Source organism: Streptomyces sp. NPDC085946 (assembly GCF_044540485.1).
Classification (GTDB): domain Bacteria; phylum Actinomycetota; class Actinomycetes; order Streptomycetales; family Streptomycetaceae; genus Streptomyces.
Window position 1 is genome coordinate 339,699 of sequence record NZ_JBITSF010000007.1, and the last position, 12,978, is coordinate 352,676.

Sequence of the window (12,978 nt, forward strand, 5' to 3'; positions counted from 1 at the left end):
TGGGCAGTGTCAGTGGCAATCCGTAGGCTCACTGCTGATGCCCACGACACCCACCTCCGCCGAGGACCGTTCCTCCGTCCGGACGCTGCTGCGACTGTGGCCGTACGTGCGGCCCGTGCGGGCCCGGCTGTTCACCGCCGCGTTCGTCGCGGTCCTCGCCTCCTGCGTGGGGCTGGTGATCCCGCTCGTCCTGAAGTGGATGGTGGACGGCCCGATCGCCGAGCGGGACCCGGCGGGCGTGTGGCTGGGGGCGCTGTGGCTGCTGCTGCTCGGGGTCGGCGAGGCCCTGCTGTTCGGGCTGCGGCGGTGGCTCGTGGCCCGTCCGCTGTCGCACGTCGAGGCGGAGATGCGGGCGGACCTGTACCGGCGCCTCCAGCGGCTGCCGGTCGCCTTCCACGACCGGTGGGCCTCCGGGCAGCTGCTGTCGCGCGGGACGACCGACCTGATGCTGCTGCGCATGTTCCTCGCCTTCCCGCTGACGTTCCTGCTGGTCAACGGGGTGACGATCCTCGTCGGCGTGATCATCATGCTGGCGCAGGACTGGACGCTGGGCCTGGTGATCCTGGGCCCGGCCGTGCCCCTGCTCGTGCTGCTGGTGGTCTTCGAGAAGCGGTACGCCACGGTGGCGCGGCGCGCGCAGGACCAGGTGGGGGACCTGACGACGGTCGTCGAGGAGAGCGTGCTCGGCATCCGCGTCATCAAGGGGTTCGGCCGGCACCGCAGCCAGGCCCGGGCCTTCCGCGAGCTGTCCGGGACGCTGCGCGGGACGGAGCTGCGCAAGGCCCGGCTGCTGGCGGTGATCTGGGGCGTCATCGTGACGCTGCCCGAGCTGGCCATCGCCGGGGCGCTGGTGGTGGGGACCGTGCAGGTGGCCGACGGGGCGCTGTCCGCGGGGACGCTGGTGGCGTTCCTGTCGACGGCGCTCGCGCTGCGCTGGCCGGTGGAGTCGATCGGGTTCCTGCTGGCGATGAGCCAGGAGGCGGCGACGGCCACCGCGCGGTACTTCGAGGTGATGGACGAGGAGCCGGAGGACGCCGGAGGCCGCGCGCCGGTCCCGGCGGGGCCCGGGGACGCCCCGGGGGACGGCGGGCTGCGGTTCCACGGCGTCACCTTCCGCTACCCCGACGCCCCGCCCGGCTCCCCGCCCGTCCTGGACCGCGTCGACCTGCACATCCGCCCCGGCGAGTCCATGGCCCTGGTCGGCGCCACCGGCAGCGGCAAGACGACGCTGACCGCGCTCGTCCCCCGCCTGCACGAGGTGACCTCCGGCCGGATCACCCTCGACGGCGTCGACATCACCGCCCTGCCCCGCGAGGAGCTGCGCGCCCGGGTCGCCGTCGCCTTCGAGGAGCCCACCCTCTTCTCGGCGAGCGTCGGGGAGAACGTGCTGATGGGGGCGGGCCGGGCCGCGGGCGAGGCGGAGCTGGAGCGGGCGCTGGCCGTCGCGCAGGCCGACTTCGTGCACGCCCTGCCGCAGGGCACCCGCACCCAGGTCGGCGAGCAGGGGCTGAGCCTGTCCGGCGGGCAGCGCCAGCGCCTGGCGCTGGCCCGGGCGGTGGTCGGCCGCCCGGACTTCCTGGTCCTGGACGACCCGCTGTCCGCCCTGGACGTGCACACGGAGGCCGCCGTCGAGACCGCCCTGCGGCAGGTCCTGGCGGACACGACCGCGCTGATCGTGGCGCACCGCCCCTCCACGGTGCTGCTCGCCGACCGCGTCGCCCTGCTCTCGGGCGGCCGCATCGCCGCCGTCGGCACCCACCACGAACTGCTGCGCACCAGCGCCGAGTACGCGCATCTGATGTCCGGGGAACCCGTCGGAGCACAGGAGGACGGCCGATGACGGCGCCCACGACCGCGCCCGCCCAGGACCAGCCGGACGAGCGGCCCGCGGACGGCGACCCCTTCGACCGCGACGTCCTGCCCACTCCTCCGGGCGCCACCGCCGCCCTGCTGCGCTCCCTGCTCGCCCCGATGAAGCCCCGCGTGGCCCTCACCACGCTCCTGCTGCTGCTCCAGCAGGCGGCGGTGCAGGCGGGCCCGCTGCTGGTGGCGTACGCCATCGACCGCGCCGTGCCCGCGTTCCGCGCCGGCGACCACGGGCCGCTGCTCGGGGTGGGCCTGGGCTACCTGGGGTGCGCGCTGGCCTCGGGCGGGCTGCAGTACGCGTTCGTCGCCGCGTCGGCCCGGGTCAGCCAGGACGTGCTGCTGGACCTGCGCGGCCGGATCTTCCGCCACGCCCAGGCGCTGAGCGTCGACTTCCACGAACGCTACACCTCGGGCCGGCTGATCTCCCGCTCCACGACCGACGTCGAGTCGCTGCGCGAGCTGCTCGACGAGGGCCTGCAGGAGCTGGTCACGGTCGTGCTGTCGTTCGTCTACATCTCGGCGCTGCTGCTCTGGCTGGACCTGGGGCTCGGTGCCGTCGCGGTGGCGTCGTTCGTGCCGCTGTACCTGCTCGTCCGCACCTACCGGCGGCGCGCGCAGCGGGTGTACCGGCGGAAGTCCACGGCCATCGCCGCCGTGATCGTGAAGTTCGTGGAGACGATGAACGGCATCCGGCCGGTGCGCGCCTTCCGGCGCGAGGCGGCCAACGACGCCGACTTCCGCGTCCTGAACCGGCGCCACGAGCGCTCCAACGGCGACGCGCTGCTGGAGATGGCCCGGTACGTGACGGGGTCGCGCCTGGTCGCCAACACCGCCGTCGCGGCGATCGTGCTGTGGGGCGCGGCCCGGGTGGCGGACGACACCCTGGCCCTCGGGGTGCTGGCCGCGGCGGTGCTCTACCTGCGGCGGCTGTACGACCCGATCGACCGGCTCGGCATGTTCCTCAACTCCTACCACTCGGCGGCGGCCTCGCTGGAGAAGATCGCCGGGCTGCTCGCCCAGACCCCGTCGGTGCCGGAGCCGGCCGTGCCCCGGCGGCTCCCGGAGCTCGCGGGCGACCGGCCCGGGCGCGAGGTGGTCTTCGACGGCGTCCGGTTCGCCTACCGCACCGGCGGCGAGGTGCTGCCCCGTTTCGACCTGACGCTTCCGGCCGGGCAGACGGTCGCGGTGGTCGGCACGACCGGCGCCGGCAAGTCGACGCTGGCCAAGCTGCTCGCCCGCTTCTACGACCCCACCGAGGGGCGGGTGCTGCTGGACGGCGTGGACCTGCGCGACCTGCCCGTGCCCGAACTGCGGCGCGGCGTGGTGATGGTGACGCAGGAGGCGTTCCTGTTCTCCGGCACGGTCGCCGACAACATCGCCCTCGGCCGGCCGGACGCCCCCCGCGAGGAGGTCGAGCGGGCCGCCAAGGAGATCGGCGCGCACGACTTCATCAGCGCCCTGCCCGACGGGTACGACACCGACGTCCGCAAGCGGGGCGGCCGCATCTCGGCCGGTCAGCGGCAGCTCGTCGCCTTCGCGCGGGCGCTGCTCGCCGACCCGGCCGTGCTGATCCTGGACGAGGCGACCAGCTCGCTGGACATCCCCGGCGAGCGGGCCGTGCAGCGGGCGATGGCCACCGTGCTGAGGGGCCGCACCGCGGTCGTCATCGCGCACCGGCTGTCGACCGTGGAGATCGCGGACCGGGTGCTGGTGATGGAGCACGGCCGGATCGTGGAGGACGGCAGCCCGGCCGACCTGGTGGCGGGCACGGGCCGCTTCGCGGACCTGCACCGGGCGTGGCGGGACAGCCTGGCCTGAGTGGCGCCCTCCCCGGGACGACCGGCGCGTACGGGGGGCCGGGCCGTCCGGACCCCCGTACGGCCCGGGCCGCCCGCACGACCGTGGTCCGGGCCGCTCCCCCTGAGGCCTCACGTCCGTATAGCGGACATGAACTCCCGGACAACGGACCGTTTCCGGCCAATGTTCTGACGCGCTCCTGACAGAAACCGCCGTCGCCTGCCACGCTTCCCACGGCCCGCACACAGCAACCCCACAGGTTCGCCCCGCCGTTGCCGCACGGCCACCGCTCCGCCCGCACGTGGTTCTGCGTACCGCCTCGCTCCGCCCGGCCGGCTCATCCGCCGCCCGGTCTCCCCTGGCCGCGCGATCCGCGGCCGCGCAGAAGGAGTCAGTGTTGAGCAGCAGCCCCTCCCACAGACGCACCCCGCGCTCCCGCACCCCGCACCGCCGCGCCGCGGCCGTCGCCCTCGCCGGTGTCGCCGCGCTGATCGCCGCGGCCGTCCAGTCCGGCACCGCCACCGCCGCCCCGGAGCGGGCGCCGCGGGCCGCGGGCGAGGCGGCCCCGGGCTCGGAGTCGGTCCGCCTCTCCCCCGCCCAGCGTGCCGCGCTGATCCGCGCGGCGGACGCCGCCAAGGAGGGAACGGCCAGGGAACTGGGTCTCGGCGCCAAGGAGAAGCTCGTCGTCCGCGACGTCCTCAAGGACCGCGACGGCACCCTGCACACCCGCTACGAGCGCACCTACGACGGCCTGCCCGTCCTCGGCGGCGACCTGGTCGTCGAGAGCACGGCGGCCGACGCCACCGCGTCGGTCGTCAGGGCGACCCGCGCCGCCGTCCGGCCGGCCACGACGAAGGCCGCCGTGCCCGCCGCGTCGGCCGAGCGGCAGGCCCTGTCCGCCGCGCGGGCGGAGCGGGCCTCCGACCCGGCCGTCGACCGGGAGCCGCGCAAGGTGATCTGGGCGGCGGACGGGCGGCCGGTCCTCGCCTACGAGACGGTCGTCGGCGGCTTCCAGCACGACGGCACCCCGCGGGAGCTGCACGTCGTCACGGACGCCACGACCGGCGCGAAGCTGTACGAGTGGGAGGCCGTCGAGACCGGCACCGGGAACACGGTGTACTCCGGCACGGTCCCGCTCACCACCACGCAGTCCGGGTCGGCGTACAACCTGACCGACGGCGCGCGCGGGAACCACCGGACGTACAACCTGAACCGCGGTACGTCCGGCACCGGCACGCTCTTCTCCGGCCCCGACGACGTGTGGGGCAACGGCAGCCCGTCCAACCTGGAGTCGGCCGCCGCCGACGCCCACTACGGAGCCGCGCTGACCTGGGACTACTACAAGAACGTGCACGGCCGCAGCGGCATCCGCGGCGACGGCGTGGGCGCCTACTCGCGGGTCCACTACGGCAACAACTACGTCAACGCGTTCTGGTCGGACAGCTGCTTCTGCATGACCTACGGCGACGGCTCGGGCAACGCCAACCCGCTGACCTCCATCGACGTGGCCGCGCACGAGATGACCCACGGGCTCACCTCCAACACCGCGGGCCTCAACTACAGCGGCGAGTCCGGCGGCCTGAACGAGGCCACCTCCGACATCTTCGGTTCGACGGTCGAGTTCTTCGCGAACAACTCCTCCGACGTCGGTGACTACCTCATCGGCGAGGAGATCGACATCAACGGCGACGGCACCCCGCTGCGCTACATGGACAGGCCCAGCCGGGACGGCTCGTCCAAGGACGCCTGGTACTCGGGCATCGGCTCGATCGACGTGCACTACTCGTCGGGCCCCGCGAACCACTTCTTCTACCTGCTGAGCGAGGGCAGCGGCAGCAAGACCGTCAACGGCGTCACCTACGACTCGCCCACCTCCGACGGGCTCCCCGTCACGGGCATCGGGCGGGCCAAGGCGGAGAAGATCTGGTTCCGCGCGCTGACCACGAAGTTCACCTCGACCACCAACTACGCGGGCGCCCGCACCGGCACCCTCGCGGCGGCCGGTGAGCTGTACGGCGCGGACAGCGCCGAGTACAAGGCGGTGCAGGACGCCTGGGCCGGCGTCAACGTCGGCCCGCGCTCCGGCGGCGGAGGCGGTGGCGGCACGTCCTTCGAGAACACGGCCGACGTGGCGATTCCGGACAACGGCGCGGCGGTCAACTCCTCGATCACCGTCTCCGGCCGGACGGGCAACGCGCCGTCGAACCTCGCGGTGGCGGTGGACATCGTCCACACCTACATCGGTGACCTGCGCGTCCAGCTGATCGCCCCCGACGGCACGGCGTACACGCTGAAGGCCTACGGCACCGGCGGCAGCGCGGACAACCTCAGCACCACGTACACCGTCAACGCCTCCTCGGAGGTGGCCGACGGCGTCTGGCAGCTGCGGGTCCAGGACAACGCGGCCGCCGACACCGGCTACATCAACGGCTGGAAGCTGACCTTCCCGTAAGCCGTCACGACCGACGGCCCAGCGCCGCCCCGGCGGGTGAGCTCCCGCCGGGGCGGCGCCCGTTCACGGCCCCGAAACATTTACCGGACAGTCGGCTTTCGGCCAACATCACGTGGGGCTCCTGACATGTACGCGTCCTAAGTGCCACTCTTCCACCACCCGCCGCACCAGCACCCCCACTTCCCCACAAAGGAGCTCGTGTGACCCCCCGCTACGCGCGTCACCAGCGCACCACCCTGGCCGTCGCCACCGCCGTCGCCGCCGGCGCCCTGCTCACCACCGGCCTGAGCACCGGCAGCGCCGCGGCCGACTCGGCCCCGGCCGGACGGCCCGCGCTCGCCGCCGCCCCCGTGCTGCTCTCCGCCCCCGCCCGCACCGCCCTGATCCGCGAGCAGCAGGCGGACGCGGCCGGGACCGCCCGGGAGATAGGCCTCGGCGCGCAGGAGAAGCTGCTCGTCAAGGACGTCGTGAAGGACGCCGACGGCACCGTCCACACCCGCTACGAGCGCACCTACGCGGGCCTGCCCGTCCTCGGCGGCGACCTCGTCGTCCACGAGTCGGCGTCCGGCGAGACCAGAGGCGTGACCAAGGCGGTCAAGGCCGCCCTGAAGGTCGCGGACCTGACGCCGGAGATCACCGCCGCCAAGGCCGAGAAGCAGGCCGTGACCCTCGCCGAGGCGGCCGGCTCGGAGAAGACCGAGGCCGACGCGGCGCCCCGCAAGGTGATCTGGGCGGCCGGCGGCAAGCCGGTCCTCGCCTACGAGACGGTCGTCGGCGGCCTCCAGCACGACGGCACCCCGAACGAGCTGCACGTCATCACGGACGCGGCCACCGGCGAGAAGCTGTACGAGTACCAGGGCATCGAGACCGGCAGCGGCAAGAGCCTGTACTCCGGCACCGTCACCCTCGGCACCACCCTGTCGGGCTCGTCGTACCAGCTGTACGACACCGGGCGCGGCGGCCACCGGACGTACAACCTGGCGCGCGGCACCTCCGGCACCGGCACCCTGTTCACCGACGCCGACGACGTCTGGGGCACCGGCGTGGCCTCCAGCTCCTCCAGCGACCAGACCGCGGCCGTGGACGCCGCCTACGGCGCCCAGACGACCTGGGACTTCTACAAGAACACCTTCGGCCGCAGCGGCATCAAGAACGACGGCAAGGCGGCCTACTCCCGCGTCCACTACGGCAACAACTACGTCAACGCCTTCTGGTCGGACAGCTGCTTCTGCATGACCTACGGCGACGGCTCGGGCAACACCCACCCGCTGACCTCGCTGGACGTGGCCGGTCACGAGATGACCCACGGCGTCACCTCCAACACCGCGGGCCTCAACTACAGCGGCGAGTCCGGCGGCCTGAACGAGGCCACCTCCGACATCTTCGGCACGGGCGTGGAGTTCTACGCGAACAACGCGAGCGACCCGGGCGACTACCTCGTCGGCGAGAAGATCGACATCAACGGCAACGGCACCCCGCTGCGCTACATGGACAAGCCCAGCAAGGACGGCTCGTCCAAGGACTACTGGTCCTCCGGCCTCGGCAGCGTCGACGTGCACTACTCGTCCGGCCCCGCGAACCACTTCTTCTACCTGCTGAGCGAGGGCAGCGGCAGCAAGACCGTCAACGGCGTCACCTACAACTCGCCGACGTACAACGGCTCCGCGGTCACCGGCATCGGCCGCACCAAGGCGCTGCAGATCTGGTACAAGGCGCTGACCACGTACATGACGTCGACGACCAAGTACTCCGGTGCCCGTACGGCGACGCTGAACGCGGCGTCCGCCCTGTACGGCTCCACCAGCGCCGAGTACAAGGCGGTGGCGGCGGCCTGGACCGCGGTCAACGTGGCCTGACCGACCGCCTGACGAGACGGGCGGCACCCGGGAGGAAGGCGTCCCGGGCGCCGCCCTACTCTTGGGTCCCATGTCTTCGGAGGACTTCACCTACGCCGACGTCGGCGCGACCCGCCGGGCGGGTTTCTGCCCGCCGGGCTTCCACCCCCTGCACGTGCGCACCCGCCTCGGCGAGGGCGAGGAGGTCTTCCGCCGGGCGTCCGAGGCGGTCCTCACCTGGGAGATGCACCGCGGGCTGGGCGTCGGCCTCGACGTGAGCGCCGAGCGGGCGGCACCCGGCGTCGACGTCACCGTCACCCTCGCCGGGGTGATCAGGGCGCCCTGCCGGGTGGTGTGGACGGCGGAGGAACCCCGCCGGGCCGGGTGGGCGTACGGCACGCTGGCCGGCCACCCCGAGTCCGGCGAGGAGTCCTTCGTGGTGGACCGCACCGGCGACGGCACGGTCTGGCTGACCGTGTCGGCCTTCAGCCGGCCCGCCCGGTGGTACGCCAAGGCGGGCGGACCGGCGACCCGGGGGCTGCAGCACGCCTACGCGCGGCGGTGCGGGGCCGTGCTCCAGCGCCTGAGCACCCGGGACGCGACGGACTGACCCTCACCGCATGAGCAGCCCCGCCGCCTCGACCAGCTCCTCCGACGGCACCGCGACCAGCCCCGGTTCGGCGCCGGAGGCGAGCAGCGGGTGGGCGGGCAGGATGCGGACCGTGTAGCCGAACGGGCCGGTGCGGTCCAGGGAGAGCGGGCCCTCGTACACCCAGCGCCCCTCCTGGTCCGGCGCGCCCACCGGCTTCAGCGGCACGGCGGTCGCGTCGGCGATGCGGTCCTCCTCGTCCACCCGCCCGGACACCGCCTGCACCTCGACGTCGTCCGGGCCGAGCGCGCCGAGCGCCACCCGCACCCGGAGCCCGAGGGTCGTGCCGAGCTCGGCGGTGGCCGTCGAGGCGGACGTCTCGACGTGGTCGACGGCGACGCCCGGCCAGGCCGCCCGCACCCGGGTCTTCCACTCGGCGAGGGCGCGCGCCGCGTCCGGGCCCATGGTCCGGTGCGCGTGGGCCGCGGGCACGTACAGCCGCTCCACGTACTCGCGCACCATGCGCCCCGCCAGCACCTTCGGTCCCAGCCGGCTCAGCGTCTGGCGGACCATCTCGATCCACCGGTCGGGCAGCCCGCGCGGCCCGCGTTCGTAGAAGCGGGGCGTGACCCGCTTCTCCAGCAGGTCGTAGAGGGCGGCGGCCTCTATGTCGTCACGCCGGTCGGGGTCGGTGCCCACGCCGTCGGCGGTGGGGATCTCCCAGCCGAAGTCGGGGTCGAACCACTCGTCCCACCACCCGTCGCGCACGGAGAGGTTGAGGCAGCCGTTGAGCGCCGCCTTCATCCCGCTGGTCCCGCACGCCTCCAGCGGCCGCAGCGGGTTGTTCAGCCAGACGTCGCAGCCGGTGTACAGCTTCTGCGCCATGGCCATGCCGTAGTCCGGCAGGAACACGATCCGGTGCCGCACCCGCGGGTCGTCGGCGAACCGGACCAGCTCCTGGATGAGCCGCTTGCCCCCGTCGTCGGCCGGGTGGGCCTTGCCCGCGACGACCACCTGCACGGGCCGCTCGGGGTGCAGCAGCAGCTCCGTCAGCCGGTCGCGGTCCCGCAGCATCAGCGTCAGCCGCTTGTACGACGGCACCCGCCGCGCGAACCCGATCGTCAGCACGTCCGGGTCGAGGACGCCGTCGATCCAGCCCAGCTCGGCCGTCCCCGCGCCGCGCTGCCGCCAGGAGGCCCGCAGCCGCTGCCGCACCTCCATGACCAGCTGTTCGCGCAGCGACCGCCGCAGCTCCCAGATGTCCTGGTCGGGGATGTCCGCGACGGCGTCCCACCGCTGCGAGCCGCCCACCGTCAGGGCGTCCTCGGTGCGCTGGGACCCGATCTGCCGGGCGCCGAGCCGGAACACCTCGGGGGCGACCCAGGTCGGGGCGTGCACCCCGTTCGTCACCGAGGTGATCGGCACCTCCTCGGCGTCGAAGCCCGGCCACAGCCCGGCGAACATCCCCCGGCTGACCTGCCCGTGCAGCAGCGAGACGCCGTTGGCGCGCTGGGCCAGGCGCAGCCCCATCACCGCCATGTTGAACAGGTTCGGCTCGCCGCCGGGGTAGGACTCCGTGCCGAGCCGGAGCACCCGCTCGACGTCGATCCCCGGCAGCTCCGCCCCGGGGCCGAAGTGCCGGGCGACCAGCTCCCGGTCGAAGCGGTCGATGCCGGCCGGGACGGGCGTGTGCGTGGTGAAGACGGTCCCGGCCCGGACCGCCTCCAGCGCGGAGTCGAACTCCAGCCCCTCGGCGCACAGCTCGGCGATCCGCTCCAGTCCGAGGAACCCGGCGTGCCCCTCGTTGGTGTGGAACACCTCCGGCTCGGGGTGGCCGGTCAGCCGGCAGTACGTCCGCACCGCCCGCACACCCCCTATGCCGAGCAGCATCTCCTGGAGCAGCCGGTGCTCGCTGCCGCCGCCGTAGAGCCGGTCGGTGACGCCGCGCTCGCCGAGGTCGTTCTCCTCGACGTCCGAGTCCAGCATCAGCAGCGGGACCCGGCCGACCTGGGCCAGCCAGATACGGGCGTGCAGCGACTTCCCGCCGGGCAGCGCGAGGCTGACCTGGGCGGGCGTGCCGTCGGCCTCCTTGAGCAGGGCCACGGGCAGCTCGTGCGGGTCGAGGACCGGGTAGTGCTCCTGCTGCCAGCCGTCCCGGGACAGGGTCTGGCGGAAGTAGCCGTGGCGGTAGAGCAGTCCCACGCCGATCAGCGGGACGCCGAGGTCGCTGGCCGCCTTCAGGTGGTCGCCGGCCAGGATGCCGAGGCCGCCGGAGTACTGCGGCAGGGCGGCGGTGACGCCGAACTCGGGCGAGAAGTAGGCCACCGCGGCGGGCAGTTCGTCGGACTGGGTCTGGTACCAGCGGTCTCCGGTCAGATAGTCGTGCAGGTCCCCCTCGGCCGCGGCGAGGCGGCGCAGGAAGCGGCGGTCCACGGCCAGTTCCTCCAGCCGCGCGGGAGGGACGCTGCCCAGCAGGCGTACGGGGTCACCGCCCGAGGCGGCCCAGCGTTCGGGGTCGACGGCCTGGAACAGGTCCCGGGTCTCCGCGTGCCAGGACCAGCGCAGATTGCGGGCCAGATCGCTGAGCGGCCTGAGGGGGTCGGGGAGAACGGGTCGGACGGTGAATCGACGGATCGCCTTCACATTCCACCTCGGCGCGAGTCGCTGTACGACGGCACGGCAGTGTGCGTCGCGTCCTGTCTGTCGACGGTACCGGTGCAGGAGTACCCGATGCGGGGAGCTTGTCGTCCTCGGCACCGTCAGTACCCGCGCCCACCCCGTGTCACCCATAAACGATATGGCCGATTCCGCCCCCATGGACGCTCTTGCGGCGCTTCACGCCCACGGGAGTCCGCCCCGCGGCGCACCGACCTCACGGGCGGTACGGGCGAGAATCGGCCATATCCGCGGCACGGTTCCGGACGGCCGCGCGATCGGGGCGACCGAAGGGCGGGCGAGGCGGCTCTCCGCCGGCCCGCGTGTCGCCCCGGCCGCCCGGGGCACCCGCGTCACCCGCATCACCCGCATCACCCGTGTCGCCCGCGTCCCCGGTGCCGCGGGCGCCGCGGCCCGGGGACCGCCGGGATCGACCGGGCGGCCCGCCGGGTGCAGCGGCCCGCGGTCGCCGGTCTCCGCCCGGGCGGCCACCGCGGCGCCGCGCCGGACACCGCCGTCCGCGCCCGGATCGCGTCCGGATCGCGCCCGGGGTGACGTACCCGGCCGCCGCGGGCGGCGACGGCAGGCCGGCCGCCCCGTACGCGCCGGCGGGCGCGGCGCGGGCGGTCACGGCCGGCGCGACCGGCCGGGGAGGATGCGAAACCGGCCTTCTCCGGCCACGGCTCCGCCGTGGACCTCTTCGCGCCGGACGCGGGGATCGCCTCCGCGTCCGCCGCGAGCGGCGCCGCGCGGGCAACCGGGACGGGTACCTCGACGGCCGCACCGCACACCGCCGGCGCGGCCGCGCCGTACCCGGCCGGCCGTCCGCGGGCCGCTCCGGCGCAGGTCACGGCGCCGGGGCGACCGCGGTCGCGTCCGGGAAGGCCGCGGGCCGGGGGCCCGGTCCGCGGCACCGGCCGCCGCGTCCTCGGCGGCGGACCGGGCACGCCACGGGGCCCGGCCCCGTCCGCTGCGGACGAGGCCGGTCTTGTGTGTCGACATACGCGCGAGTAGTTAACAACGTGCCGGATTGCCCACCCGAATAGGGTGGGAAGGCTCCTGCGGGTACACGCCCTCAGGGACACCACGCAGGACCCACCTCCCCACACACATCCGCCTACCCACGTTGACGCGGACAGGAGCGGTCATGCCCGCCAAGCACCATTCGTCAGCACCTCCGACACGCACCACCGAGGCGTCCCCGACGCCGGGCACCGCGGCACGTCCCGTGCGCCCGCAGGACGCCGGCCCACCGGCCCCCGAGCCACCCTCCGCGCGCAACGCCACCGCCGTCGGGCGCATACCCGTCCTCGACGTCCGCCCGGTCGTCCAGCACGGGCGCCGGCCCGCCAAGGCGGTCACCGGCGAGTCGTTCCAGGTTTCGGCCACCGTGTTCCGGGAGGGGCACGACGCGGTGGCCGCCAACGTCGTCCTGAGGGACCCCGAGGGCCGCCCCGGGCCGTGGACACCGATGCGGGAACTCGCCCCGGGCACCGACCGGTGGGGAGCCACGGTGACCGCCGGGGAGCCCGGCCTGTGGACGTTCACCGTGGAGGCCTGGGGCGACCCGGTCACCACCTGGCGCCACCACGCCCAGATCAAGATCCCCGCGGGGATGGACACCGAGGTCGTCCTGGAGGAGGGGGCGCGGCTGTACGAGCGCGCGGCCTCGGCCGTGCCGGACGACGACGGCCGGGACGTGGTGCTGGAGGCGGTGGGGGCGTTGCGGGACGAGGGCCGGCCGGCCGCGGCGCGGCTGGCGGCGGCGCTGACGCCGGAGGTGG

General features: G+C 74.1%; 7 protein-coding genes. 6 read left to right on the forward strand and 1 reads right to left on the reverse strand.

Features of this window, described 5'->3' with window-relative positions:
* Positions 1 to 37: 37 nt before the first annotated feature.
* From ACIF8T_RS17410 to ACIF8T_RS17430, 5 genes are all read left to right on the forward strand, one after another.
* Positions 38 to 1,840, forward strand: a complete 1,803-nt coding sequence (locus tag ACIF8T_RS17410) for an ABC transporter ATP-binding protein (RefSeq protein WP_400035843.1) — start codon at positions 38 to 40, stop codon at positions 1,838 to 1,840.
* The gene (locus ACIF8T_RS17415; protein ID WP_400035845.1) at positions 1,837 to 3,684 is read left to right on the forward strand and encodes an ABC transporter ATP-binding protein; all 1,848 of its coding nucleotides are present in this window, start codon (positions 1,837 to 1,839) and stop codon (positions 3,682 to 3,684) included. Before ACIF8T_RS17410 ends, ACIF8T_RS17415 begins: the two co-directional genes overlap by 4 nt.
* Before the next feature lie 376 nt (positions 3,685 to 4,060).
* On the forward strand, positions 4,061 to 6,115 hold the full coding sequence (locus tag ACIF8T_RS17420; protein ID WP_400035847.1) for a M4 family metallopeptidase: 2,055 nt from the start codon (positions 4,061 to 4,063) through the stop codon (positions 6,113 to 6,115).
* Between the two features lie 200 nt (positions 6,116 to 6,315).
* A complete protein-coding gene (locus tag ACIF8T_RS17425) occupies positions 6,316 to 7,971 on the forward strand; it encodes a M4 family metallopeptidase (RefSeq protein WP_400035849.1) in 1,656 nt (551 codons plus the stop codon).
* A gap of 70 nt (positions 7,972 to 8,041) precedes the next feature.
* Entirely contained in the window at positions 8,042 to 8,560 is a 519-nt protein-coding gene (locus tag ACIF8T_RS17430) for a DUF1990 family protein (protein ID WP_400035851.1), read from the forward strand.
* A 3-nt stretch (positions 8,561 to 8,563) separates the two neighbouring features.
* On the opposite strand, the gene ACIF8T_RS17435 is transcribed toward ACIF8T_RS17430, so the two are convergent.
* Positions 8,564 to 11,182 carry a glycosyltransferase family 1 protein gene (locus tag ACIF8T_RS17435; RefSeq protein ID WP_400035853.1) on the reverse strand — a complete coding sequence of 873 codons (2,619 nt, stop codon included), beginning with the start codon at positions 11,180 to 11,182 and terminating at the stop codon, positions 8,564 to 8,566.
* A 1,159-nt stretch (positions 11,183 to 12,341) separates the two neighbouring features.
* Between ACIF8T_RS17435 and ACIF8T_RS17440 the strand changes: the two genes are divergently transcribed.
* The coding region (locus ACIF8T_RS17440; RefSeq protein ID WP_400035855.1) for a maltotransferase domain-containing protein at positions 12,342 to 12,978 on the forward strand (637 nt) is incomplete at its 3' end.